This window comes from Pedococcus sp. P3_C7 (genome assembly GCF_056402615.1).
Genome location: NZ_JBFUHC010000007.1, coordinates 215,392 through 239,628 on the forward strand (window position 1 = coordinate 215,392; position 24,237 = coordinate 239,628).

At 69.0% G+C, this 24,237-nt stretch carries 26 protein-coding genes and 2 tRNA genes; 16 read left to right on the forward strand and 12 right to left on the reverse strand.

The genetic code is table 11. The features are described 5' to 3' along the window. Positions 1–2: 2 nt before the first annotated feature. From AC1DS4_RS11610 to rpmH, 7 genes are all read right to left on the reverse strand, one after another. Positions 3–1,343 (reverse strand): ParA family protein, encoded by a 1,341-nt coding sequence (locus tag AC1DS4_RS11610; protein WP_477632859.1) that lies wholly within the window; start codon positions 1,341–1,343, stop codon positions 3–5. Positions 1,344–1,432: 89 nt separating this feature from the next. Then, on the reverse strand, positions 1,433–2,074 hold the full coding sequence (gene rsmG, locus AC1DS4_RS11615; RefSeq protein WP_477632860.1) for a 16S rRNA (guanine(527)-N(7))-methyltransferase RsmG: 642 nt from the start codon (positions 2,072–2,074) through the stop codon (positions 1,433–1,435). 217 nt (positions 2,075–2,291) lie between these two features. Continuing rightward, entirely contained in the window at positions 2,292–3,008 is a 717-nt protein-coding gene (locus AC1DS4_RS11620; RefSeq protein WP_477632861.1) for a Jag family protein, read from the reverse strand. A gap of 11 nt (positions 3,009–3,019) precedes the next feature. Next, entirely contained in the window at positions 3,020–4,039 is a 1,020-nt protein-coding gene (gene yidC / locus AC1DS4_RS11625; RefSeq protein WP_477632862.1) for a membrane protein insertase YidC, read from the reverse strand. Between the two features lie 102 nt (positions 4,040–4,141). After that, on the reverse strand, positions 4,142–4,402 hold the full coding sequence (gene yidD / locus AC1DS4_RS11630) for a membrane protein insertion efficiency factor YidD (RefSeq protein ID WP_477632863.1): 261 nt from the start codon (positions 4,400–4,402) through the stop codon (positions 4,142–4,144). Beyond that, positions 4,399–4,839, reverse strand: a complete 441-nt coding sequence (gene rnpA / locus AC1DS4_RS11635) for a ribonuclease P protein component (protein WP_477632864.1) — start codon at positions 4,837–4,839, stop codon at positions 4,399–4,401. Before rnpA ends, yidD begins: the two co-directional genes overlap by 4 nt. Beyond that, positions 4,778–4,915 carry a 50S ribosomal protein L34 gene (gene rpmH / locus AC1DS4_RS11640; RefSeq protein ID WP_140739978.1) on the reverse strand — a complete coding sequence of 46 codons (138 nt, stop codon included), beginning with the start codon at positions 4,913–4,915 and terminating at the stop codon, positions 4,778–4,780. Before rpmH ends, rnpA begins: the two co-directional genes overlap by 62 nt. A gap of 496 nt (positions 4,916–5,411) precedes the next feature. Here rpmH and dnaA point away from each other — a divergent pair, with 496 nt between their 5' ends. From dnaA to AC1DS4_RS11675, 7 genes are all read left to right on the forward strand, one after another. Continuing rightward, positions 5,412–6,905 carry a chromosomal replication initiator protein DnaA gene (gene dnaA / locus AC1DS4_RS11645; RefSeq protein ID WP_477614217.1) on the forward strand — a complete coding sequence of 498 codons (1,494 nt, stop codon included), beginning with the start codon at positions 5,412–5,414 and terminating at the stop codon, positions 6,903–6,905. A 704-nt stretch (positions 6,906–7,609) separates the two neighbouring features. Continuing rightward, the gene (dnaN, locus tag AC1DS4_RS11650; protein ID WP_477614218.1) at positions 7,610–8,743 is read left to right on the forward strand and encodes a DNA polymerase III subunit beta; all 1,134 of its coding nucleotides are present in this window, start codon (positions 7,610–7,612) and stop codon (positions 8,741–8,743) included. A 97-nt stretch (positions 8,744–8,840) separates the two neighbouring features. After that, on the forward strand, positions 8,841–9,944 hold the full coding sequence (gene gnd / locus AC1DS4_RS11655; RefSeq protein WP_477632865.1) for a phosphogluconate dehydrogenase (NAD(+)-dependent, decarboxylating): 1,104 nt from the start codon (positions 8,841–8,843) through the stop codon (positions 9,942–9,944). Between the two features lie 32 nt (positions 9,945–9,976). Next, complete coding sequence (gene recF, locus AC1DS4_RS11660) at positions 9,977–11,179, forward strand: DNA replication/repair protein RecF (protein WP_477632866.1); 1,203 nt, start codon at positions 9,977–9,979, stop codon at positions 11,177–11,179. After that, on the forward strand, positions 11,172–11,777 hold the full coding sequence (locus AC1DS4_RS11665) for a DciA family protein (RefSeq protein ID WP_477632867.1): 606 nt from the start codon (positions 11,172–11,174) through the stop codon (positions 11,775–11,777). The genes recF and AC1DS4_RS11665 overlap by 8 nt, the downstream gene beginning before the upstream one ends. A gap of 25 nt (positions 11,778–11,802) precedes the next feature. Beyond that, entirely contained in the window at positions 11,803–12,249 is a 447-nt protein-coding gene (locus AC1DS4_RS11670; RefSeq protein ID WP_477632868.1) for an acyl-CoA thioesterase, read from the forward strand. A 13-nt stretch (positions 12,250–12,262) separates the two neighbouring features. Further along, positions 12,263–13,366 (forward strand): alcohol dehydrogenase catalytic domain-containing protein, encoded by a 1,104-nt coding sequence (locus tag AC1DS4_RS11675; protein WP_477632869.1) that lies wholly within the window; start codon positions 12,263–12,265, stop codon positions 13,364–13,366. Positions 13,367–13,387: 21 nt separating this feature from the next. Here the strand turns inward: AC1DS4_RS11675 and AC1DS4_RS11680 are convergent, their stop codons facing one another. Then, positions 13,388–13,996, reverse strand: coding sequence for a hypothetical protein (locus AC1DS4_RS11680; protein WP_477614224.1), 609 nt, complete (start codon positions 13,994–13,996; stop codon positions 13,388–13,390). A 442-nt stretch (positions 13,997–14,438) separates the two neighbouring features. Here AC1DS4_RS11680 and gyrB point away from each other — a divergent pair, with 442 nt between their 5' ends. The 6 genes from gyrB (at position 14,439) to AC1DS4_RS11710 (ending at position 20,250) form a co-directional block, all read left to right on the forward strand. After that, a complete protein-coding gene (gene gyrB, locus AC1DS4_RS11685; protein WP_477632970.1) occupies positions 14,439–16,445 on the forward strand; it encodes a DNA topoisomerase (ATP-hydrolyzing) subunit B in 2,007 nt (668 codons plus the stop codon). Between the two features lie 90 nt (positions 16,446–16,535). Continuing rightward, positions 16,536–19,202: a DNA gyrase subunit A gene (gyrA, locus tag AC1DS4_RS11690; protein ID WP_477632870.1), complete on the forward strand. Its 2,667-nt coding sequence runs from the start codon at positions 16,536–16,538 to the stop codon at positions 19,200–19,202. Positions 19,203–19,258: 56 nt separating this feature from the next. Then, complete coding sequence (locus AC1DS4_RS11695; RefSeq protein ID WP_477624564.1) at positions 19,259–19,720, forward strand: DUF3566 domain-containing protein; 462 nt, start codon at positions 19,259–19,261, stop codon at positions 19,718–19,720. Positions 19,721–19,872: 152 nt separating this feature from the next. Beyond that, positions 19,873–19,949, forward strand: a tRNA-Ile gene (locus tag AC1DS4_RS11700). A 43-nt stretch (positions 19,950–19,992) separates the two neighbouring features. Next, the gene (locus tag AC1DS4_RS11705; RefSeq protein ID WP_477614228.1) at positions 19,993–20,112 is read left to right on the forward strand and encodes a DLW-39 family protein; all 120 of its coding nucleotides are present in this window, start codon (positions 19,993–19,995) and stop codon (positions 20,110–20,112) included. 62 nt (positions 20,113–20,174) lie between these two features. Then, a tRNA-Ala gene (locus AC1DS4_RS11710) sits at positions 20,175–20,250 on the forward strand. A gap of 99 nt (positions 20,251–20,349) precedes the next feature. On the opposite strand, the gene AC1DS4_RS11715 is transcribed toward AC1DS4_RS11710, so the two are convergent. Then, the gene (locus tag AC1DS4_RS11715; protein ID WP_477632871.1) at positions 20,350–21,273 is read right to left on the reverse strand and encodes an SMP-30/gluconolactonase/LRE family protein; all 924 of its coding nucleotides are present in this window, start codon (positions 21,271–21,273) and stop codon (positions 20,350–20,352) included. 137 nt (positions 21,274–21,410) lie between these two features. On the opposite strand from AC1DS4_RS11715, the gene AC1DS4_RS11720 reads away from it, so the two are divergent. Next, positions 21,411–21,812 carry a hypothetical protein gene (locus AC1DS4_RS11720; protein ID WP_477614230.1) on the forward strand — a complete coding sequence of 134 codons (402 nt, stop codon included), beginning with the start codon at positions 21,411–21,413 and terminating at the stop codon, positions 21,810–21,812. Positions 21,813–21,892: 80 nt separating this feature from the next. After that, a complete protein-coding gene (locus AC1DS4_RS11725; protein ID WP_477614231.1) occupies positions 21,893–22,108 on the forward strand; it encodes a PF20097 family protein in 216 nt (71 codons plus the stop codon). Between the two features lie 15 nt (positions 22,109–22,123). On the opposite strand, the gene AC1DS4_RS11730 is transcribed toward AC1DS4_RS11725, so the two are convergent. Beyond that, a complete protein-coding gene (locus AC1DS4_RS11730) occupies positions 22,124–22,657 on the reverse strand; it encodes a TetR/AcrR family transcriptional regulator (RefSeq protein ID WP_477632872.1) in 534 nt (177 codons plus the stop codon). A gap of 144 nt (positions 22,658–22,801) precedes the next feature. Between AC1DS4_RS11730 and AC1DS4_RS11735 the strand changes: the two genes are divergently transcribed. Next, the gene (locus AC1DS4_RS11735; RefSeq protein WP_477632873.1) at positions 22,802–23,233 is read left to right on the forward strand and encodes a hypothetical protein; all 432 of its coding nucleotides are present in this window, start codon (positions 22,802–22,804) and stop codon (positions 23,231–23,233) included. A gap of 85 nt (positions 23,234–23,318) precedes the next feature. On the opposite strand, the gene AC1DS4_RS11740 is transcribed toward AC1DS4_RS11735, so the two are convergent. Both AC1DS4_RS11740 and AC1DS4_RS11745 read right to left on the reverse strand, forming a co-directional pair. After that, a complete protein-coding gene (locus AC1DS4_RS11740; RefSeq protein ID WP_477632874.1) occupies positions 23,319–23,819 on the reverse strand; it encodes a hypothetical protein in 501 nt (166 codons plus the stop codon). A gap of 155 nt (positions 23,820–23,974) precedes the next feature. Beyond that, positions 23,975–24,157, reverse strand: coding sequence for a YegP family protein (locus tag AC1DS4_RS11745; protein ID WP_477614235.1), 183 nt, complete (start codon positions 24,155–24,157; stop codon positions 23,975–23,977). Positions 24,158–24,237 lie beyond the last annotated feature (80 nt).

Here is a 24,237-nt window from a genome sequence, read left to right on the forward strand (position 1 = left end):
TCTCAGTTCTGCGTGGACGCGGTCGAGTGGTCGGCGGTGGCGGCGCCGCGATCGGCAAGCTCAGCAGCCGCGCCCAGGTAGGACAGGGCGCCACTGGAGTTGGGGTCGTAGGTCATCACGGTCTGGCCGTGGCTCGGCGCCTCCGAGATGCGCACCGAGCGAGGCACGGTGTTGCGCAGGACCTGCGCCGGGAAGTGGTTGCGCACCTCCTCGGCGACCTGGGCCGACAGGCGGGTCCGGCCGTCGTACATGGTCAGCAGGATGGTCGACACGTGCAATGACGGGTTGAGGTGGTTGCGGATCAGCTCGATGTTCTTGAGCAGCTGTGAGAGACCCTCGAGCGCGTAGTACTCGCACTGGATCGGGATGAAGACCTCCTGGGCGGCGACGAAGGCGTTGACCGTCAGCAGGCCCAGACTCGGGGGGCAGTCGATCAGGACGTAGTCCGGCGCCGGGCGATCGGTGTCGGCGTCCGCTTCCAGGTACGCCGCGATCGCCTTCTGGAGGCGGGTCTCGCGCGCAACCAGCGAGACGAGCTCGATCTCCGCGCCGGCGAGGTCGATCGTGGCCGGCGCACACCACAGGCCGGGGATGTCCGGGCACTCCTGGACAACATCCGCCATCGGTGTGCCGTCGACGAGCACGTCGTAGATGCTCGGCACCTCGGCGTGGTGGTCGATACCGAGGGCCGTACTCGCATTGCCCTGCGGGTCGATGTCGATGACCAGCACGGTCAAGCCCGCCTGGGCCAGCGCCGCCGCGACGTTCACGGTGGTGGTGGTCTTGCCTACCCCGCCCTTCTGGTTGGCCACGGTCAGGACGCGCGTCGCCGTCGGCTTGGGGAAGACTCGCCCGGTGAGGGCTATTCGTTTGCGGGCATCAGCGGCGACGGCCTGCGCCAAGGGGGTGTCCCGGTCAGCGGTCGGCAAGGAGGAGGCCAGTTCCTCACGCTCGTCCGTTTCACGTGAAACAACGGCCGCCAGCGCCTCCTCAGCCGCGGCCGCATCCACGGGGCGGGTGCCCGGGTGCGTGCCCGCGTGGGCGTCGGGATGGAGGTCGCGGGCGCCATTGGTTTCACGTGAAACAGAGGCGGTATCGCTGTCGACTGTGCCGGTCATGGAGGCGTCACCTGTCGTGAGGGTCGTACCGTTCGCCGTGGGCTCGGCCTGTCCCGCGCGCTCGTCCAGGGCCGTCGTCGCGGTGGAGAGCTGCTCCGTTTCACGTGAAACCGGGTCGCTCTGCGACCTCCGGTCCCCTGCCGGCCACCCGAGTGCGCTGCTGGGGCGGTCCGGCCGTTGCGGCCATCCGAGCCCCCTGGTCAGGTGCAGCGTTGCTGTGCTCACGCAGTCTCCTCGTTGGCCATGGGCATCATCCAACCCTAGTTCGCGCGTGCGTCACAACGCGGGAGGCAGCGCCCTGTCAGTAGGGTTGATCAGGTCCGGTTCCGGGCGCGTCGCGCGGCACCGCGCTTGGCTGCCGGACGAGCGCCCACCGTGAGCTGCAGCGTGGTGGTGGGCACGGGGAGCAGAGTGGCCCCGAAGGTCACGACCCGCGCTGAGGTCATTCCCAGCCGGCGCAGCACCTTCTCCTCGGCGGCCAGCTCCTGGGCGGCGGACTCGCCCTTGAGGGCCACGAGGGTGCCGTCGTCGGCCAGCAGCGGGAAGGTCCACCGGGCGAGCTTGTCAATGCGGGCGACCGCTCGAGCGGTGGCATAGGGCGCCGTCAGCACCCCGTTGAACTCCTCGGCCCGGCCCCGGTGGACCGTGCAGTTGGAGAGGCCGAGCTCGTCGATCGTCGTCGAGAGCCACGTGGTGCGACGCAACATGGGCTCGACCAGGTGCAGGTGCAGGTCAGGCCGCACGATGGCCAGGGCCAAACCGGGCAACCCGGCTCCGGAACCCACGTCGACCACGGCCACCCCCTCGGGGAAGGCCTCGTGCGCGACCGCACAGTTGAGGATGTGCCGGTCCCAGAGAATCGGCACCTCGCGGGGGCCGATCAGGCCGTGCGAAACCCCGGTGTCGGCCAGGATCGCGGCGAACCGCTCGGCCAGGGCCAGCTGCTTACCGAACACTGCCGCAGCCGCCGGTGGTGCCACCGGAGCCGGAGCCGCTGGGTCTGACGCAGGCGGGTCTGAAGCGGTTGGGTCTGAAACGGCTGGAGGAGCGGCGGGACCCGTCGACGACGCGACGGGCGCGGTCCCGGTCTCCCCGGTCCCGCGCCCGTCGTCGGTGCGTTCGTGCGCCGTCATGCGCTCTGTTTCACGTGAAACACACTCGCCTGCGGCTCGATCACGCCGGCAGGACGACGACGAAGCGGCGGGGCTCCACGCCGTCGGACTCGGACGTGAGACCGGCAGCGAGGACCTCGTCATGAACCACCTTGCGCTCGAAAGCCGTCATCGGCTCGAGAGCGGCCTGCTCGCCCGTCGCCTTGACCTGCTCGATGACGCCGCGCGCGACCTCGACCAAGGACGCACGGCGCTCGGCCCGGTGGCCGGCTACGTCAAGCATCAGTCGGCTGCGCTCACCGGTGGCCGCTTGGACGGCGAGCCGGGTCAGCTCCTGGAGCGCGTCGAGCACCTTGCCGTCCTGGCCGACCAGGCGCCGAGGCACCCGGCCCTCGTCGGAGTCGACGATGGACACCGCGGCACGGTCGCCGTCCACGTCCACGTCGATGTCGCCATCGAGGTCGGCGATGTCGAGCAGGGTCTCCAGGAAGTCCGCCGCCACCTCGCCCTCACGCTCGAGGTCGGCCACCTTGGCCGGGCGACGCCGAGGCGCCCCGTGCTCGTGGTCAGAGGGCGCGTCCGCTGCCGTGTCGTCGGAGTCGTCGGAGTCGCCGGCGCCCTGATCGGTGTGCTCGTCGGTGCCCTGATCGGTGCCCTGGTCGGTCCCGTGGTCGATGCCCTGGTCGACGCCCTCGCCGGCGCCCTGATCGGTGCCCTCGTCGATGGACGTCTCAGTGGTCTGGGTGTCGTCCACGACGGTGTTGTTGTGCTCGGTCATGGTGGTCACTCTCAGTTGTCGGTCTGGGGCTTGGTGTCTGTGGTGGAGCTGGGCGCCGGCTTCTTGGCCGGACCTGCGGCACCCTTCTTCTTCTTGTTCCGCGAAGGCTGGACGCGCTGACCGCCCGCCTTGGGCGCCTCGGCGTCCTCCACCTTGTCGAGCCCCTTGACGGTGAACTCCTCGATCGGCTTGCCCTTCTTGCGCCGCCGCTCCTGCATCGCCTTCTCCGCGAGGGAGCCGGGGGCGGGCATCTTGCGGATCACGTAGAACTGCTGGCACATCGACCACACGTTGGTGGTGAGCCAGTACAGGAGGACACCGATCGGGAAGTTGACGCCGGAGATCGCGAAGAAGATCGGCATCAGGTAGAGCAGCATCTTCTGCTGCTTGGCGAACGGGTTGTCCAGCGCCGAGGCCGGCATGTTCTTCATCATCAGCTGGCGCTGGGTGGTGAACGTGCTGGCAGACATGGCGATGATGAGCACGACAGTGACGATCTGGACGGTGAGGCTGTTCGCTCCGACGAACTTGTCGGACAGCTGTGCACCGAAGAACGTCGACGACTCCGCCTCACCGGCGAGCTTGGCCGAGATCGGGCCGATCGGATCGTTCGTGCCGTCGGCGATCTTCTTGAGCCCGTTGAGCACGCGGAACAGTCCGAAGAAGAACGGTGACTGCAGCAAGATCGGCAGGCACGAGCTGAACGGGTTGGTCCCCGTGCGCTTGTAGAGGTCCATCGTCTCCTGCGTCATCGCCTGACGGGAGTCCGGGTCCTTCTTGTCCTTGTACTTGGCCTGGATCTTCTGCATCTCGGGCTGGATGAGCTGCATCCGCCGCGACGCGTGGATCTGCTTGACGAACAGCGGGATCATCGCGGCCCGCATCACCACCACGAGGCCGACGATGGACAACGTCCACGCGACGCCGGAGTCCGACGGGATGCCGAGCAGGTTCGTGAACACCCAGTGCCAACCGAAAAGAATCCACGAGACGATCCACTCGAACGGGAAGATCAGATCACTGAAACTCATGTCGTCCTCAATCTGGTGGTGGGCCGTCGAGGTGACGGTCCACCGGTGGTTCCGGCCGCGCAGTGGGTATGCCGCGCGGCCGGCAGGTCTGGTGCCTTGCCGCTAGGCGGCGTGGGCGGCGTGCGTGGGTGGTGCTGGAACGTGGTCGACCCCACCGGCTGCCCAGGGATGGCACCTAGCCAACCGCTTGGCGGCCAGCCAGGTTCCCTTGACCGGACCGAAGCGCCGGATCGCGGTGACGGCGTAGGCCGAGCAGGAGGGGTAGTACCGGCAGGTCGGAGGCGTCATCGGTGAGATGAAGCGCTGGTAGAAGAGCAGGAGCCCGATCAGGGGTGCCGCGGTCACCCGCTTGAGCGTGCTCACGCGCGCCCCGCCCCGAGTCGTGCGGTCACCCGAGCGAGGAGACCATCCAGCTCGACGCCCAGTAACGACGAATTCGCTTGCGCCGCAACAGGATTCGCGCGAATCACGAGATCCGTACCAAGCGGCAGTGCGCCGACCCGAGCCGCCATCAGCGCCCGCAGCCGGCGCTTGGTCCGGTTGCGGACCACCGCTCCGCCGACGGCTTTGGAGACAACAAAACCGACCCGCGGCGGTTGTCCCGCGCGCGCGTCGGCCTGGTTGGCGTGGACCACGATCAGCGTGGAGCCAGCTCGGGCTCCCCTGGGCCCCCGAAAGGTGGCCGCGAAGTCCGAACTCGCACGGAGCCGGTGCCCCGCGGGCAGCACGGGGTCGGCCTCAGGCGGAGAGCTCGGTGCGGCCCTTGGCGCGGCGGGCCGACAGGATGGCGCGACCCGCACGGGTCCGCATACGCAGGCGGAAGCCGTGGGTCTTGGCCCGACGACGGTTGTTCGGCTGGAAAGTACGCTTGCTCACGAGGATCTCCGTTACTGATCAGGCCCGGGTGGCCTGCTGAGTGCATGGGCGGCTGGGTGGTCGGCCGCAATCGGAGACCCGCGAGAACCGATCCTCGGTGGCTGGCACCAGCGATCCAGGGCGTCACGGGCATGCGAAAACGGCCGACAGGCCGGTTCCAAGGTACGCGAGCGCCCACCGCAGGGTCAAACCAGCGCCGGCCACGCGGCATACCGCGGGGAGCAGCAGGGCCGACGAGGCGCCAATAGCACCCACTCTTGGCCATTTCGGACCAGACACGCCGTGCGTCGGGCACCAATTTCCCCGAACGAGACCCAATTTCCGCCGTTTCGGTTGCCGCCCTGCGCCGCTGTTGTTACCGTCCCTCCTCGTCCCATCCCTTGCCCACAGGTTGTGGATAACTATGTGGATAAGGCACAGTGTCGATGAGGCACAGGGGACAGACACCATGACCCTGCGACAGGGCAGCCAAACCGTCGAAAGGGATGTGGGACCGGTGAGTGACACAGATCTGGACTACACGCAGATCTGGCAGAACACCATCGCCACCCTCGACGCCGACGGACTCCCGGCCCGCGAACGCGCGTTCCTCACGCTGGCCCGCCTCGCCGGACTCCTCGACGGAACCGCCCTGGTCAAGGTGCCGAACGAGTACACCAAGGACGTCGTCGAGCAGCGGGTGCGCGACGCGGTGACCCAGGCACTGTCCTCCCAGCTCGGCGAGCAGGTGCAGCTGGCCGTCACCGTCGACACCTCGTTGGACGAGGCGCACCACGGTGAGGACACCACGGGTTACGTCGACGAGCAGCCCCTGTCGATTCCTCCCCTCGCACAGCCTGGCCAGCCGCACGGCCAGCCGCCTGCCCACCTCTCGGTGGACAACGTCTACCCGCTGACGCCGCCCGCCGAGGCGCAGCGCCGCCCGCGCGACGAGGTCATGAGCGTCACCGACGAGTCGGCGACGCGACTCAACCCCAAGTACACCTTCGACACCTTCGTCATCGGCGCGAGCAACCGGTTCGCCCACGCGGCCGCCGTCGCGGTGGCCGAGGCGCCGGCCAAGGCGTACAACCCGCTGTTCGTCTACGGCGAGTCCGGGCTGGGCAAGACCCACCTGCTGCACGCCATCGGGCACTACGCGCGCAACCTCTACCCGCACGTCAAGGTGCGGTACGTGAACTCCGAGGAGTTCACCAACGACTTCATCAACAGCATCCGCGACGACAAGGCGAGCAACTTCCAGCGCCGCTACCGCGACGTCGACGTGCTCCTCATCGACGACATCCAGTTCCTGCAGGGCAAGGTGCAGACGCAGGAAGAGTTCTTCCACACCTTCAACACGCTCCACAACGCCAACAAGCAGGTCGTGATCACCAGTGACCTGCCCCCCAAGCTGCTGTCCGGCTTCGAGGAACGCATGCGCAGCCGGTTCGAGTGGGGCCTGCTGACCGACGTCCAGCCGCCCGACCTCGAGACCCGCATCGCGATCCTGCGCAAGAAGGCCATCCAGGAACGCATGAGCGCGCCCGACGACGTGCTCGAGTTCATCGCGAGCCGCATCTCGACCAACATCCGCGAGCTCGAGGGCGCCCTGATCCGCGTCACGGCCTTCGCCAGCCTCAACCGGCAGAGCGTCGACATGGGCCTGGCCGAGATCGTCCTCAAGGACCTGATCCCCAACGAGCAAGGCTCCCAGATCACCAGCGCGACGATCATGGCCCAGACCGCGGCCTACTTCGGGCTGACCATCGAGGACCTCTGCGGCACGTCGCGCTCGCGGGTCCTGGTGACGGCTCGCCAGATCGCGATGTACCTGTGCCGCGAGCTGACCGACCTGTCCCTGCCCAAGATCGGGCAGCAGTTCGGTGGCCGTGACCACACCACGGTCATGCACGCCGACAAGAAGATCCGCCAGCTGATGGCCGAGCGGCGCGCGATCTACAACCAGGTCACCGAGCTGACCAACAGGATCAAGCAGCAGTCTCGCTGACGCCCGATCCGACTTCTCTGCACCAGGAACTGGTTGTCCACAGGCTTGTGCACAGGTGTGGGGGCCTGTTCACCTCCCCGACACCTCAGTCGAGTTCGTGCTCAGGTGAGCACGAATCCCGCAGCAGATTCGGACATTTGAGGAACTCGACCCATGGTCCACACCTGTGGACAACTCTGTGGGTATGTGGTTCGGCCCTACGCCTATCCACCAAACGGATGATTTCTGTTCCGGAGCCGTTTCCCCCGCACATCCACCCCTGTGGACAACCGGTGGACAACCCGTGCACGACCAGGCTCCAGCTGGGGACAACCGGGGTATGCCGTGTGGAGACCGTGTGGGCGCAGCCGGCGCCTCCACAAGCCGGCCCAGGTTGTGCCACCGCTTGTCCACCCTGCATGCACAGGGGACGCGCCGCGCTGACCTGCACTGATGTCGGTCGTCCACAGGATCCACACCCCCTATGACAACGACTACCCATCTCCCATCAGCCATCCAGCCCCGAGTACCAATCCTGACCCTGCCCACCTCCAGACCACACCGCTACCCACTGAAATGACAGGGAGGAAACAGCTGGGACGGATTGCCCCATCCGGGTTGGCCGAGTGCATCGTGAGCACTAGGGTCAGTGCGCAATCACATTTGTGAAGTCACATTCTTGAAGTTCGGCGGCGGGGCCGCGTGCGAAAGGGCAGGTAGTCACGGTGAAGTTTCGGGTCGAACGTGAGGTCCTCGCCGACGCCGTGACCTGGGTGGCCCGTGGCCTCCCGGCCCGTCCACCGGTGCCCGTCCTCGCCGGTGTCCTCATCGAGGCGAACGACGAGGGCACCCTGACCCTCTCGGCCTTCGACTACGAGGTCTCCGCCAAGATCACCGTCGCGGCCGAGGTCGCCGAGGGCGGCACGGTGCTCGTCCTGGGCCGACTGCTCGCCGACATCTCCCGCAACCTCCCCACCAAGCCGGTCGACATCGCCACCGAGGGCAACAAGGTCTCCGTGGTCTGCGGGTCCTCGCGCTTCAGCCTGATGCAGATGCCGGCCGACGACTACCCGACGCTGCCGATCTCCCCCACGGCGAGCGGCACCATCGCCGGCGACGTCTTCACCCAGGCGGTTGCCCAGGTCGCGATCGCCGCCGACCGTGGCGACACCCTGCCGATCCTCACCGGCGTCCGCGTCGAGATCGACGGCGACAAGATGACGCTCCTCGCGACCGACCGCTACCGGTTGGCCATGCGTGAGCTGACCTGGAACCCCGAGGCCACCGACGCCAGCCACCTGGCCCTGGTCCCGGCCCGCACCCTGTCCGAGACGGCCAAGGCACTCGGCGCCTCCGGGTCGATCGAGGTCGCCCTCGGATCCTCGGCCGGTGGCGACGGACTGGTCGGCTTCGAGGCCGGGCAGCGCCGCACCACCACCCGCCTGCTCGACGGTGAGTACCCCAAGGTCACCTCGATCTTCCCCACGACGGTCGACACCGAGGCCGTCCTCAAGACCTCCGAGCTCATCGAGGCCGTCAAGCGCGTCGCCCTCGTGGCCGAGCGCAACACCCCGGTGCGCCTGAAGTTCTCCGACGGCCAGGTGGCCATCGAGGCCGGCACCGGTGACGACGCCCAGGCCTCCGAGGCCGTCGAGTCGACCCTCACCGGACCCGAGATCGAGATCGCGTTCAACCCGCAGTTCCTGCTCGACGGCCTCGGCGCGGTCGGCACCGACTACTCGCGGTTCTCCTTCACCCAGCCGTCACGCCCGGCGGTGCTGTCCGGCCAGGACGAGCTCGACGGCGACGCCGACAGCTCCTACCGCTACGTCCTGATGCCCGTTCGCTTCGCGAGCTGACCGCCCCCGGGCGTAGCCTGAGCACGCGCACCGCGAGGTATGCCGCGAAGCCAGCGTGGCGGCATACCGAACCACCCACACGAACGGGAGTCGTCACATGCAGCTCGGTCTGATCGGTCTCGGCAAAATGGGCGGCAACATGCGCGAGCGGATCCGCCGCGCCGGGCACGAAGTGGTCGGCTTCGACCGCAACCCTGCGGTGGCGGACGTCAAGACCCTGGCCGCCCTCGTCAAGGCACTCGACGCCCCGCGCACGGTGTGGGTGATGGTCCCCGCGGGCGCGCCGACGACCGACACCGTGGCCCAGCTGGCCAAGCTGCTCGACAAGGGCGACATGGTCATCGACGGCGGCAACAGCCGGTTCACCGATGACTTCGAGAACGAGAAGCTGTTGAAGGCCAAGGGCATCGGCTACCTCGACTGCGGGGTCAGCGGTGGCATCTGGGGCCTGGACAACGGGTACGGCCTGATGGTCGGCGGTTCGGCTGCCAACGTGCGCAAGGCGATGCCGATCTTCGACGCCCTGCGGCCCGAGGGTCCGCGCGAGGAGGGCTTCGTCCATGCCGGCAAGGTCGGCGCAGGGCACTACACCAAGATGGTCCACAACGGCATCGAGTACGGCCTGATGGCTGCGTATGCCGAGGGCTACGAGCTGCTCGAGGCCAAGGACATCGTCACCGACGTCCCGGGCGCCTTCAAGGCCTGGACCCGCGGCACGGTCGTCCGGTCCTGGCTGCTCGACCTGCTGGTCGATGCCCTGGAGAAGAACCCGCACCTCGAGGACGTCTCCGGCTACACCGTCGACTCGGGCGAGGGTCGCTGGACCGTCGAGGAGGCGATCGCCAACTCGGTCCCGATGCCGGTCATCTCGGCGTCGCTGTTCTCCCGGTTCGCCTCCCGCCAGCAGGAGTCCCCGACCATGCAGGCCGTGGCGGCCCTGCGCGGTGGGTTCGGTGGACACCAGGTGATGTCGGTCGCCGAGGGCGAGAAGCTCCGCACCGAGGGAGCCCCGAAGCACGAGAAGGCGGTCGCGGCGAAGGCCGCCACGAAGGAGAAGCCGACCAAGAGCCCCGCCAAGGCGGCTGCGAAGGGTCGCAAGGCAGCCTCGGCCGGTCCCTCCTCGGGCACCGGCTCGACGCGGGGGTCTGCACCGTCGGGGTCTGCGCGGTCGGCGTCGGCGAGCAAGCGCGCGGCGCGATGAGCCTGCTGCGCCGCGACGAGCCCTAGCCGCCTGTGTACGTCCGGCACCTCACGGTTGCCGACTTCCGCAGTTACACCGCCGCCGACCTGCCCCTCGAGCCCGGTGTCACCACGCTGGTCGGCCTGAACGGCCAGGGCAAGACCAACCTCGTCGAGGCCATCGGCTATCTCGCCACCCTGTCCAGCCACCGGGTGTCGACCGACCAGCCGCTGGTGCGGTTCGGTGCCGAGCAGGCGGTGATCCGCGGAGCCGTGATGCGGGGTGGTCGCGAGACGATGCTCGAGCTGGAGCTCAACCCGGGCCGGGCCAACCGGGCGCGACTGGGCCGGTCCCCCGTGTCCCGGCCACGCGACGTGCTGGGCACCCTGCGCACGGTGCTCTTCGCGCCCGAGGACCTCGCGCTCGTCAAGGGCGACCCGTCGGAGCGCCGTCGCTTCCTCGACGACCTGCTGGTCGCCCGCCAGCCGCGCTGGGCCGGGGTGCGCAGCGACTACGACAAGATCCTCAAGCAGCGGAACGCGCTCCTGAAGTCTGCGCAACCGTTGCTGCGCAAGGGATCCCGGCGCCGACCGCCCGCGCGACCGAGCGACGAGCCCGTCGACGACGCCCGCGCGACCGCCCTGCACACCCTCGACATCTGGAACGACCACCTCGCCACGGTCGGGTCCCAGCTGCTCTACGCCCGCCTGCGGCTGCTGCGTGACCTGGGTCCCTACCTGGCCAAGGCCTACGACGAGGTGAGCGCCGGTCAGTCCGACGCGCGGGTGTCCTACAAGAGCAGCCTGCGCGAGGCGGCTGCCGCGTCCCTGGCTGCCGGCGAGGTCCCGGAGATCGATGCGCTGCGCGCCGAGCTCCTCGGCACCCTCGAGGAGGCGCGCGACAAGGAGGTCGAGCGGGGCATCTCCCTGGCCGGACCGCACCGGGACGACCTCGTGCTGTCGCTCGGTGAGCTGCCGGCCAAGGGCTACGCCAGCCACGGCGAGAGCTGGTCGTTCGCGCTGGGACTCAAGCTCGCGGCATACCAGCTGCTGCGGCACGACCTCGGTGAGGACCCGGTCCTCATCCTCGACGACGTCTTCGCCGAGCTCGACACCGGCCGTCGCGAGCGGCTCGCGACCATGGTCGCCGACTGCGAGCAGGTGCTGATCACGGCCGCGGTCGATGCCGACGTGCCGAAGAGCCTGGTGGGACAGACCTTTGCGGTGAGCCTCGGGGAGGTGACCAGGCGTGAGTGACGAGACCCTGCCCGAGGCTGGTCCGGAGTTGGGAGCGGAACCGGACATCGAGCCGGACGTCGAGCCGGGCAGCGAACCGGCCCCAGGCGTCGAGCCGGACCCCACCGCCCTGGTCGACGACGCCGCCGGTGCCGCGCTGTCGCGGGCCCGGGCGGCCGCTCGCGAGAAGGGCCTGCGACCGGGACTCAAGCCGATGCGGCGCCGCCAGATCGGCGTCCAGTCGCCGGGGGCGAAGACGGATCGGCGCGACCCGCTGCTGCTCGGTGACCAGATGGACCGGTTGATGGCCGACCGCGGGTGGAAGGTCGACGTGGCGGTCGGGTCCGTGATGGGGCGGTGGCCGGACATCGTGGGTCAAGAGGTCGCCCAGCACTGCACGCCGGTGACGTTCGAGTACGGGATCCTCACGGTCCGGGCCGACTCGACCGCCTGGGCCACGCAGCTCAAGCTCCTGGAGTCCTCGATCATGTCCCGCCTCGAGGGGGAGGTCGGCAAGGGCACCGTCACCGCCCTGAAGATCGTCGGTCCGAGCGCACCGTCCTGGTCCAAGGGCCCTCGCCGGTCGACGGGGCCCGGCCCGCGCGACACCTACGGCTGAGCCGACCGCTGCCTAGGATCGACGCATGACGGCCGATGCTGACCGAACGCTCACCCGCGCGCACTTCGACCACGTCGTGCGGGTCACGACGCGCTGGTCGGACAACGACATGTACGGCCACCTCAACAATGCCGTCTACTACGAGCTCTTCGACTCGGCGATCAACGGCTGGCTGATCACGGGGACGGGCGCCGACGTCATGGCGCTGCCGGAGCTGGGGGTCGTGGCCGAGTCGGGCTGCCGCTTCTTCCGCGAGCTGGAGTACCCGCGGCCGCTCGACGTCGGCGTCCGCGTGGAACGTCTGGGGCGCAGCAGCATCACCTACGCCCTGGGCCTGTTCGACGCCCAGGACGCCGAGCTGGCGGCGCTCGGCCACTGGGTGCACGTCTACATCGACCGCGACTCACGCGGCACCGTGCCCATCCCGGAGGTCGTGCGCCACCTGCTCGACCAGGCCGTGCAGGCCCGCTGATGCAGGGGCGCTGATGCAGGTCACCGGCGCGGTCCTCGAGGAGGTCGGGCGCGCTGCTCCCTACGCGGCCAGCCGACCCCTCACCGTCGGCCCCCTGGACCTCGACCCTCCCGAGGCCGGCGAGGTGCTCGTGCGCATCGAGGCCGCCGGGGTCTGCCACTCCGACCTCTCGGTGGTGGACGGCAACCGCGCCCGTCCGGTGCCGATGCTGCTAGGCCACGAGGCGTCGGGCCGCGTCGAGCGGCTGGGTCCGGGAGTCACCGATCTCGTCGTGGGCCAGCGGGTGGTGCTGACCTTCCTGCCCCGGTGCGGCGAGTGCGCCGGCTGCGCCACCGGCGGGCGTATGCTGTGTGGTCCGGGTTCCGCGAGCAACAACGCCGGTGAGCTGCTCGGCGGCGGGCGACGGTTGTCCCGCCACGGAGCTCCCGTGCACCACCACCTGGGGGTGTCGGCGTTCGCGACCCACGCAGTGGTGGACACCAGGTCCGTGGTCGCCGTCGACGACGACGTGCCGCCGGACGTGGCCGCAGTGCTCGGGTGTGCCGTGCTCACGGGTGGAGGGGCGCTGCTCAACGCGGCACCTCCCGAGTCGGGGCAGACGGTGATGGTGGTGGGCCTCGGCGGGGTCGGGATGGCGGCCCTGCTCACGGCGATCGCGCTCGGCACCGGTGACGTCGTCGCCGTCGACACGATGAAGTCCAAGCGCGAGCGGGCGCTCAAGCTCGGTGCCACGCGGGCCCTCAGTCCCGACGAGCTGGCCGGCACGGGGGCCACCGCCGACGTCGTGGTCGAGGCAGCCGGCACGGTGCCCGCCTTCGAGACAGCGCTGGACGCGACCGCACCGGGTGGCAGGACGGTGACTGTCGGGCTCCCCCACCCCGACGCGCGGGCGAGCATCTCGCCACTGGCCCTGGTGGCCCAGGCGAAGACCGTGACCGGCAGCTACCTCGGCTCCGCGGTGCCGGCGCGCGACATCCCGGTCTTCGCCCGGTGGTGGCGCGAGGGTCGGCTCCCCGTCGAGGCGCTGGTGTCGGCGCGGATCGGGCTCGACGACGTGAACTCCGCGATGGACGAGCTCGCCGCGGGCCGAGCGGTCCGTCAGGTCATCATCTTCTGACCCGAGACCACGGGCGCCTCGTCAGGAGGTGCGCAGGGTCGCGAGGACGCCGGAGGTGACCAGCTCGACGTCTCCGCCGTCCACGGCGCTGATGGTGATCACGACCACGTGACCGGCGCTGACGACGTGGAGCAGTTCCATCGAGACGCTGCCGACGGGCAGCACCAGGGTCGTCCTGCTCACGACCACGGGACCGGCCGGGGTGGTCACGCTGCGCACGTCGTCGACCCGCATCCCCTGGCCGGCCAGCTGCTGGGTGACCTGTTCGCGCGTGGGCAGGGCGGCGAACGTGGTGCGCTGCACGTCGAGGCTCTGCCCGCGGCCGCCCGATGCCGGTCCGACCTCGGTGGCGACGACGGTCGCCTCGAGGCCGGCCAGGTAGTCCTCGGGGGTCAGGCGCTGGAGGGCGGCGGACTGCTTGACCCACTCGTCGGCCGGGTCTCCGTGGCGATCGGCCGCGTGCCAGTCGTGGGGGACCTCGAAGCGGAGCGGCGGGCTCGCGACCACGACCTCGTGCGGCGCCCGCGCCCGCTCGAGGACCCGGTCCACGACCCAGATCCCACCCAGCCCGCCGGCGCCACCGATGATGAGCGCGGCGAGGACCGCCGCGAAGGCCCGACGAGGTCGCACGTCCGCAGGATAGGGAGCCGGGAGCCAGCGAGTGGGTGGTTTGTCGAGGATCCGGCGGTCGGCGGTCGGCGGCCGGCGGTCGTGGGTCGACGGCGGACCAGAAACGCCTGAATCGGGCGCTCAGGGGGCCGTCCGCGTATCCCCACCCGTGCGAGGGCACTTTTTTGTCCCAAATCCGCGTTCCCGGGCCTCCTGACGTGAGATCTGACAGTCCCGACAGGTAGACTCTGGAGTGAATTCGCGACCAGCTGGTTCCCAGTCTGGTCGCGTGCCATGAGCGGGTTCAGCGACCACGGGGGACACCCCCTGTTCGCTGCGCCACCGGAGAAGGAGCACCGTGTCCGAGGCTGACCACACGCCAGACCAGAACGCCCCCGCAGACAGCACCACACCCCCCACCACCGAGAACCTCACCGCCGCCCAGGCAGAGGCGGCCCGCGAGGTGGCCGAGGCCGACCTCGCCGGCGCCGCTCCCGGGTCGGACTACGACGCCAGCCAGATCACGGTCCTCGAGGGTCTCGAGGCGGTGCGCAAGCGTCCCGGCATGTACATCGGGTCCACGGGTGAGCGCGGGCTGCACCACCTCGTCTGGGAGATCGTCGACAACTCCGTCGACGAGGCGCTCGCCGGCTTCGCCGACACCATCGACGTCACGCTGCTGGCCGACGGCGGGGTGCGCGTCGCCGACAACGGCCGCGGCATCCCCACCGACATCCACCCGGCCGAGGGCAAGTCGGCGGTCGAGCTCGTGCTCACCCAGCTGCACGCCGGTGGCAAGTTCGGTGGCGGCGGCTACAAGGTGTCCGGTGGCCTGCACGGCGTCGGCTCCTCCGTGGTCAACGCCCTGTCGACCCGGCTCGACGTCGAGGTCTTCCAGAAGGGCCACGTCTTCCGGGTCACCTTCGACCGCGGTGAGGCGGTCGCCCCCCTGGAGAAGATGGAGGCGTCCGACCGCACTGGCACCACCATCACCTACTGGGCCGACGGTGGCATCTTCGAGACGACCACCTACGACTTCGAGACGATCCGCGCCCGGATGCAGCAGATGGCGTTCCTCAACAAGGGGCTGCGCATCAACCTCACCGACGAGCGCGAGCCGGAGCGCGCCGAGGACGCCGACACGGTCGACGTCAGCGAGAAGAAGCAGCGCAAGGTCTCCTACAAGTACGACAACGGTCTCGTCGACTACGTCACCCACCTCGTCACCTCGAAGAAGTCCGAGCCGGTGCACGCCGAGATCATCTCGATCGAGTCCGAGGACACCGAGCGCCAGTTGTCGCTCGAGCTGGCCATGCAGTGGACCACCGCGTACTCCGAGTCGGTGCACACCTATGCCAACACGATCAACACCCACGAGGGCGGCACCCACGAGGAGGGCTTCCGCGCGGCGATGACCAAGCTCATCAACGACTTCGCGCGCAAGCAGAACCTCCTCAAGGAGAAGGACGACAACCTCACCGGCGACGACATCCGCGAGGGCCTGACCGCCGTCGTGTCGGTCAAGCTCGGCGAGCCGCAGTTCGAGGGCCAGACCAAGACCAAGCTCGGCAACTCCGAGGTCAAGGGCTTCGTCCAGCGCGCGATGACCGACGAGTTCGGCCACTGGCTCGAGGCCCACCCGGTCGAGGGCAAGGACATCGTCCGCAAGTCGGTCCAGGCCGCGGCCGCTCGCATGGCCGCCCGCAAGGCGCGCGAGGCGACGCGACGCAAAGGCCTGCTCGAGTCGGGTGGTCTGCCGGGCAAGCTGCGCGACTGCCAGAGCAAGGACCCCGCGATCTCCGAGGTCTTCATCGTCGAGGGTGACTCGGCCGGCGGCTCGGCGGTTCGCGGTCGCAACCCGCACAACCAGGCGATCCTGCCGATCCGCGGCAAGATCCTCAACGTCGAGAAGGCCCGCATCGACAAGGTGCTCGCCAACAACGAGGTGCAGGCGCTGATCTCGGCGTTCGGCACCGGCATCGGCGAGGACTTCGACAAGACCAAGGCGCGCTACCACAAGATCGTGCTGATGGCCGATGCCGACGTCGACGGCCTGCACATCCGCACCCTGCTGCTGACGCTGCTGTTCCGGTTCATGCGCCCGCTGATCGAGGAGGGCTACGTCTACCTCGCGCAGCCCCCGCTCTACCGGCTCAAGTGGAGCAACCACCCGCACGAGTTCGCCTACTCCGACCGTGAGCGCGACGCCATGGTCCAGGCGGGACTCGGCCAGGGCTGGCGACTGCCCAAGGACGCCGGCATCCAGCGCTACAAGGGTCTCGGTGAGATGGACTACCAGGAGCTGTGGGAGACCACGATGGACCCCGACCACCGGGTGCTGCTCCAGGTCACCCTCGACGACGCGGCGGCCGCCGACGAGATCTTCGCGATCCTGATGGGCGAGGACGTCGAGTCCCGGCGCGGCTTCATCCAGCGCAACGCCCGCGACGTGCGGTTCCTGGACATCTGACCTCGGTATGCCGGTGGCCACGTTTCACGTGGAACCCGCCACCCGGCATACCCACTGCTTTGTTGAATGGCATGACGGACAAGGGAATTCATGACTGAGATACCGCCGATCGAGTACGACCGCACCGAAGCGGTCGACCTCAACACCGAGATGCAGCGCAGCTACATCGACTACGCGATGACGGTGATCGTGAGCCGCGCGCTGCCCGACGTGCGCGACGGCCTCAAGCCGGTGCACCGGCGCGTCGTCTACGCGATGTTCGACGGTGGCTACCGGCCCGACCGCGGCTACAACAAGTGCAGCCGCGTCGTCGGTGAGGTGATGGGTCAGTACCACCCGCACGGTGACTCCTCGATCTACGACGCCCTCGTCCGTCTCGTGCAGGACTGGTCGCTGCGCTACCCACTGGTCGACGGCCAGGGCAACTTCGGCAGCCCGGGCGACGACCCGGCCGCCGCCCCTCGGTACACCGAGTGCCGGATGGCGCCGCTGGCCATGGAGATGGTGCGCGACATCGACCAGGACACGGTCGACTTCCGCGACAACTACGACGGCAAGACGCAGGAGCCCGTCGTCCTGCCGAGCCGGTTCCCCAACCTGCTCGTCAATGGCAGCTCCGGCATCGCGGTCGGCATGGCCACCAACATCCCGCCGCACAACCTGCGTGAGGTCGCCGACGCGGCCCAGTGGCTGCTCGCGCACCCCGACGCGACGCGCGAGGAGACCTTCGACGCCGTCTTCGCACGGATCACCGGCCCCGATTTCCCGACCGGCGCGCTGATCCTGGGTCGCAAGGGCATCGAGGACGCCTACCGCACCGGCCGTGGCTCGGTCATCATGCGCGCGGTCGTGGAGGTCGAGGAGATCCAGGGCCGGCAGTGCCTCGTGGTCACCGAGCTGCCCTACCAGGTCAACCCCGACACCCTCGCCCAGAAGATCGCCGAGCTGATCAAGGACGGCCGCCTCTCGGGCATCGCCGACATCCGCGACGAGACCTCTGGTCGCACCGGCCAGCGCCTTGTCATCGTGCTCAAGCGCGATGCGGTGGCCAAGGTCGTGCTCAACAACCTCTACAAGCACACCCAGCTGCAGAACAACTTCGGCGCCAACATGCTCGCCCTCGTCGACGGGGTGCCGCGCACCCTGCCGATCGACGCGTTCATCCGGCACTGGGTCGACCACCAGATCGAGGTCATCCAGCGGCGGACGACGTTCCGGCTGCGCAAGGCCGAGGCCCAGATCCACGTGCTGCGTGGCCTGCTCAAGGCCCTCGACGCCCTCGACGAGGTCATCGCCCTCATCCGGCGCTCGCCCACCGTCGAGTCGGCCCGTGACGGCCTGATCGAGCTCCTCGGCATCGACGAGCTCCAGGCGCGCGCCATCCTCGAGATGCAGCTGCGCCGCCTCGCCGCCCTCGAGCGCCAGAAGATCATCGACGAGCACAACGAGCTCGAGGCGATGATCCTGGACTTCGAGGACATCCTGGCCAAGCCGGAGCGTCAGCGGACCATCGTGTCCACCGAGCTCGGCGACATCGTCGACAAGTTCGGCGACGACCGGCGCACCCGGATCGAGTTCTTCGACGGCGACATGTCGATGGAGGACCTCATCCCCGAGGAGGACGTGGTCGTCACCATCACCCGTGGTGGCTACGCCAAGCGCACCCGAGTCGACGCCTACCGCTCGCAGGGCCGGGGCGGCAAGGGCGTCCGCGGTGCCCAGCTGCGCGGCGACGACATGGTGGACCACTTCTTCACCACGACGTCGCACCACTGGCTGCTCTTCTTCACCAACCTCGGCCGGGTCTACCGCGCCAAGGCCTACGAGCTGCCGGACTCCGGGCGCGATGCCAAGGGCCAGCACGTGGCCAACCTGCTCGCGTTCCAGCCCGACGAGAAGATCGCCCAGGTCCTCGACGTGCGCGACTACGCCCAGCAGCCCTACCTCGTGCTTGCCACCAAGAACGGCCTGGTCAAGAAGACGCGACTGGCTGACTACGACTCCCCCCGCAGCGGCGGCCTCATCGCCGTCAACCTCAAGGAGGGCGACGAGCTCGTGGCAGCGGACCTCGCGTCGCCCACCGATGACCTCCTGCTGGTCTCGCGCAAGGCCCAGTCGGTCCGCTTCCACGCGACCGACGCCCAGCTCCGGCCGATGGGTCGCGCGACGAGCGGGGTGACGGGCATGCGGTTCCGCGGCGACGACTCGCTGCTGTCGCTGAGCGTCATCCACGAGGGCGAGGACCCCGACGTGTTCGTGGTCTTCGAGAACGGCATGGCCAAGCGCTCGCCGGCCTCAGAGTGGAACGCGAAGGGCCGCGGAGGCCTCGGTGTCGCGGTCGCCAAGATCACCGAACGCAACGGTGACCTGGTCGGCGCCCTCACGGTCGGCGAGGACGACGAGGTCCTGGTCATCATGGGCAAGGGCAACATCGTGCGTATGCCGGTCAGCCCGGTCACGCGACGTGGCCGCAACACCCAGGGCATGAAGTTCGCCAACCCCGGCACCGGTGACTCGGTCGTCGCGCTGGCGAGAAATCCCGAACGGGCCGTGGACGAGGGCGAGGTCGTCGACGTCGAGGCAGTCGATGCCGGAGTCATCGGCGCAGTTGACGCAGTTGGTGTGTCCGACGCGACGACTGAAGGCGCCTCCTCGGCCGAAGATGCCGTAACGTCGTCGGGAGACGAGCAGGTTGCCGGTGGTGCCGAGCATGCGTCCGACGCACCTGAGAGCGACCCCAGTGGAGGTAGCGAGTGAGCACGGCAGGCCAGACCAGCAGGTCGGCCCTCCCCCAGGGAGGTTCCGCCCCCACTGTGAGCCAGGGTCAGGCGGGCCCGACCCCGGGCGCCGCACGTCCTGCCGGCGCGCAGGGTCGCCCGACGGGCTCCCAGTCCGCCGCCGCGGCCGCCCGCGCCCGACGCGTCAAGCTCACGGTCTCGCGCGTCGACCCCTGGTCGGCGATGAAGATGTCGTTCCTCATCTCGGTGGCCCTGGGCATCGCCGGCGTCGTGATGGTGGCGGTGCTGTGGATGATCCTGTCCGGCATGGGGGTCTTCAGCGAGGTCAACCGCCTGGTGGGCACGATCATCAGCGACTCGCAGAACCCGTTCGACATCATGGACTTCCTCGGCTTCGGCCGGGTGCTGTCCCTGTCGATCGTCATCGGCGTCATCGACGTCATCCTGCTGACCGCCCTGTCGACGCTCGGCGCCTTCCTCTACAACATCTGCTCGGCCCTGGTCGGCGGCCTCCAGCTCACCCTCACCGACGACTGAGCCGGCCCCGAAACCCGGCCTCACGGCATACCGGAAACCGCCCGCTGACCTGCACAGGTCGGTGGGCGGTAACCGTTTTGGTTGTGCGGATGCCGGTGCTGTAACCTCGTGCCTCGCGCCACCTCCCGTGGCGCAGCGGAGATTGGGCTCACGGGCCTATAGCTCAGACGGTTAGAGCGCTTCCCTGATAAGGAAGAGGCCACAGGTTCAAGTCCTGTTAGGCCCACCAATCCCGATCCCCGCGGTTGCTCTGCGAGGGAAGGCGACGGCCCATGAAGAAGCTCCTGCTCCTCATCGTGACGGCCATCGGCGCCACGGCAATCCAGCGGAAGCTCAAGGCCCAGAAGGCCGAGAAGGACCTCTGGGCCGAGGCGACGGACTCCCCGAACTAGGCAACTAAAACCGGGCAAGACCCAGGTGACCGGGCCGGACTCGTGCCGGGCCGTGATCCGACGGGGCCATGGCGCAATTGGTAGCGCACCTGCTTTGCAAGCAGGGGGTTAGGGGTTCGAGTCCCCTTGGCTCCACCACAGTTTTGTCGCACATCGGGCCACCTGTTGGCGGTGAAGCCCCCCAGCCGGGGGGTGGCTCGAGGCATGTCGGGCCAGCAGTGCCCAGACCACGCACGATCAGCGGTCGACGACCACGACCTCGAAGCTGGTCGCGGCGGGCGGGAACCCCGTGTCGAACTTCGCGTTCACCGTTGCCAGCCGGTCGCCGAACCGGGCCACCGTCGTCGGTGTCTGGAACAGGCCGCTGGTCACCACCTTCTGCACGGACCCTGAGGACAGGTCGCCACTGAGCTGGACCTCGGCGATCGCGTTGCTGAAGTTCTCCACGGCATACAAGGTCCGACCCTCGAGCAGGATGCCGTCGACGTTCGGGACACTCACTCCCTGGATGGCGCGGCTGGCGCCCGTGGCCGGGTCGACCGTGTTCAGCGCCCCCTGGGTGCTGTGTGCCACGACGAGTGTTGAACCGTCAGGCGTGGCCTGGATGCCGTTGTTGTTGAAGGCGCCACTGGTGTCGGCGGCCGGACCACTGAGGTGCAGGGTGCTGAAGGCACCAGGCCGCCCGCCCACCACCGGGACGAAGTACAGCTCGGGCTGGGACGAGTTGGTGAACCAGGCACCGTTCGCCGTCACGGCGACGTCGTTGATCACCGAGGCAGCTGTCGAGAACTGGTAGGTCGCGAGGGTCGCCCCGCTGTCGAGGTCGTAGACAAATCCGCGTCCGTCGAACCCGCCCGCGGCGAAGAGCAGGCGATGGGCACGGTCCACCCGAAGCCCCAGCGCATTGCGACCCGGCGGGTTGTCGATGAACTTCTCGACCCGGCGCGTGCGGATGTCTCCACGGAAGATGTCCCCCGCGAAGAGGTCACTGGCGTAGAACGTCGTGCCGGCACCGCTCGCGATGCCCTCCGTGGACGTCGCGCCCGGCAGCGGGAAGCGGTAGTCCGCATGGTCGGCCTGGGCCGCTGACCCTGCGACCACCATCGCGCCGAGTGCTGCCAGGACGGCGGCCAGGCTTCCCCTGATCGTGAATGCACCCATGTCGACCTCCATGTCCCGCCCAGCATCACTCCGGCCGGACCCGAGGTCATCCCACGAAAGGCGTACGAGTCGGGCGAAAACCTGCCTCGGTCTTCGTCGCGGGATCCGCCGGCCGCTGGGGGCCGTACAGTTAGCACATGAGCGATGACTGTAGACACGGAATGAACCCTGCATGGTGCTCTTCCTGTCTCGGTGATGACGATCGCGCATTCCCCGGCCTGAACGGCAGCGGCACCCGCGGCGGGGTCTCCGAGCAGGAGCAGGTCGACCGCCTCTGCCGCCAGCTGGGTGTCCCCTCGCAGGTCGTCGGCGAGGGAATCCAGCTTCCCTTGGACGTCTTCGAAAAGGCCGCCGTGCGCTGTGGCGTGAAGGTCGGGACCGTGCCGGCGATGGGCCGCGCCCTGGCCAAGCAGGCCGGACTCCCGTGGGGCGCCGCCTGTCACAACCGGGCCACCCCCACCAGCGGCGGCCCGACGGTCACCCGTGAAGGACTCGACGTCATCAACCGGGCCGTCACCCAGATCCTGGCCCACGCCTAACCCCCTCGACCCGCCCTGCGGATTGCCGTCATCCACTGAACCTCGTACCCCTGCTGATCGAGTCGTGCATCATCTGACAGGTGACCGGTACCCCAACAGGCTGTCCGACCTGCTCGACGCCAGGCATGAGCAAGGGCCTCGTGGTGGGTCGCTCGCCCGGCGTGAAGTTCAAGCAGGCGCGCGGACTGGCCGGTGACCTGACCGGCATCCTGCTGACGAGGGGCTTCTTCAACCACAGCGCCCCCGCCTTCCGCTGCGACCAGTGTGGAACGGTGGTCATCCCCCGGGCGAACTGAGGCACGCCGAGGCGCTCAGCGCATTCGGCGCTCGGCGTCCTCGCGCAGCTGGGTTGCGACCTGGTCGAATGGCTCGAAACTGCGTCGTGCGCGAGCCAGCACGACGGCCCCTTCCGACGCGGCCATCACCATCGTCGCGAACGTCGCGGCGTCCTGGCGCCCGAGCCCCCCACGCTCCAGCAGCGCGGCCAACCGCGCGCCCCACGAACGGAACACGTCCGCGGCTGCGTCGAGCAGCTCGTCCGACCCGCTCGAGACCGTGACGGCCAGGACCGAGCAGCCGGCCCCGAAGTTCGAGCGCTCCAGCACCGTCCGCCACAGCACCATGAAACCCTCGACGACCTCCGGCGCAGGCAACCCCTCGAGGCTGTCGAGCACCGCGACGGCTCGCGCGCCCGCCAGCTCCACCGCCGCGGCGATGAGCTGGTCCTTCCCGTCCGGGAAGTGGTGGTAGATCGAGCCGCGCGGCGCCTGCGACACCTCCAGCACCGACGAGAACGACGTCGCCTGGTAGCCGCCCTGCGCCAGCAGCACGATGGCGCTGTCCACCATCCGCTGCCGCACTGATCGCGCGGAGCCCCCCGGCCGCTCCGTGTCCGCTGACCCTGCCACCTGCGTCCACCCCGTCCCTTGACTATGACGGCCATCATAGAGGACTATGACGACCGTCCTACTATGTCACCAGGAGTGACCATGCCCATGATCGACGTGTATGCCGCCACCGGCACCTTCGCGGACAAGCACCAGCTCGCGGTTGACCTCGCCAGCGCCGTGAAGGAGGTCGAGCAGGTGCCGGACATCCCGATGTTCCGCCAGAACACGGCCGCCTTCGTGCACGACCTGCCGGCAGACGCGCTCGCCAACGTCGACGGCGACTCCACCTACGTCCGGGTGCAGGTGCTCACGAACGCCGGGGCCCTCGACCGCGACAAGCAGCTCGCTGTCGTCGAGCGGCTGACGGCCATCGTCGCCACCGCAGGCGGGGACGAATCCCTGGCGCAACGGACCTGGGTGATGCTGACCGAGGCGGCCGAGGGTGGCTGGGGCCTGTGGGGTCACGCCCACACGAACGCAGAGCTGGTGGCCGCCGCCCGCACCCAGATCGCGGAGCTCACCCAAGGCTGACTTGTTGCGCGCTGGTGGTCACTGGAGCCGGATGTCGGGGATTGGTGACCAGCAGGCGGCAACAAGTCGGAGAGAGAGGGTTGGGTCAGGGCGCCAGCAGGACCAGGGGGACGCGGCAGTTGAGGCCGACGTTGTTGAGCCGGTCCACCAGTCCCCTGCCGTCGATCGTCGGCAGCGCCATCACCCTCGGCTTCCCGGCAGCGAGCGAGCGCGCATAGGCATCACGCGCCAGGACCAGCCGGTGCCAGTCCTCGAGCCACTGGGCGGCGGGCTGGTCGGCGTCCAGCCGTGCCCGTCCGAGCTGGTTCATCGTGGTGACGAGCTCGACGACCGCGTCGTTCTGCGCGTTGATCGCGCCGACCCGCTGCGAGATGGGCGCGGTGGTCGCCACCGCCGCAGCCGCTGCCGAGTCGCGCATCTGCGCGCAGGCGCTCGCCGCCGCCCGCGCGATGCTGCCGTTCTCGATCAGGTCCGGGTCGTCGGTGTTGGCAAAGCTCCACAGCCGCGACAGCGCGACGTAGACCAGGACGCCGGCCACCACGACGGCGACGCGAGCCGTCCACGCCCTCCACTGCTCCGCGGTCACCGGGCCAATCCTCGCGGCATCGGGGCAGTCCGCAACTCCAGCCAACGCATGAGCCCACCGCCCGTCCACACGACGAGGCCCCGCGCGGCATACCCGATGGGGTGCCTCGCGGGGCCTCGTCGAGCAGACGGGCCGCGGCCCGTCGACCTGGTCGACTAGCTGTCGACCTCGACGATGTCGGCACCGGGCGCGTTCTTCTGCACGGAGGCGATGCCGCTCTCCGCCGCCGACTTCGACTCGTAGGCCTCGCCCACGGCGATCACCTGGCCGTTGCTGGACTTGAGCCGAAAGCGGTACTTGCCAGCCTTGTCCTGGTAGAGCTCGAACTTCCCCGCCATCAGTGCACCTCCGTGAGTGGTCCAACACCAGCGAACGCTTGCAGCCTAGAGCCGCAGGTATGCCGCGTGAACCCCTTCGA

Bases quoted from the DNA above. Each gene is read 5' to 3' on its own strand.
- AC1DS4_RS11620 (WP_477632861.1), bottom strand. From the start codon at position 3,008: ATGACCGAGCACAACAACACCGTCGTGGACGACACCCAGACCACTGAG.
- yidC (WP_477632862.1), bottom strand. From the start codon at position 4,039: ATGAGTTTCAGTGATCTGATCTTCCCGTTCGAGTGGATCGTCTCGTGG.
- gnd (WP_477632865.1), top strand. From the start codon at position 8,841: ATGCAGCTCGGTCTGATCGGTCTCGGCAAAATGGGCGGCAACATGCGC.
- AC1DS4_RS11670 (WP_477632868.1), top strand. From the start codon at position 11,803: ATGACGGCCGATGCTGACCGAACGCTCACCCGCGCGCACTTCGACCAC.
- AC1DS4_RS11675 (WP_477632869.1), top strand. From the start codon at position 12,263: ATGCAGGTCACCGGCGCGGTCCTCGAGGAGGTCGGGCGCGCTGCTCCC.
- gyrA (WP_477632870.1), top strand. From the start codon at position 16,536: ATGACTGAGATACCGCCGATCGAGTACGACCGCACCGAAGCGGTCGAC.
- AC1DS4_RS11705 (WP_477614228.1), top strand. From the start codon at position 19,993: ATGAAGAAGCTCCTGCTCCTCATCGTGACGGCCATCGGCGCCACGGCA.
- AC1DS4_RS11715 (WP_477632871.1), bottom strand. From the start codon at position 21,273: ATGGGTGCATTCACGATCAGGGGAAGCCTGGCCGCCGTCCTGGCAGCA.
- AC1DS4_RS11720 (WP_477614230.1), top strand. From the start codon at position 21,411: ATGAGCGATGACTGTAGACACGGAATGAACCCTGCATGGTGCTCTTCC.
- AC1DS4_RS11735 (WP_477632873.1), top strand. From the start codon at position 22,802: ATGCCCATGATCGACGTGTATGCCGCCACCGGCACCTTCGCGGACAAG.
- AC1DS4_RS11745 (WP_477614235.1), bottom strand. From the start codon at position 24,157: ATGGCGGGGAAGTTCGAGCTCTACCAGGACAAGGCTGGCAAGTACCGC.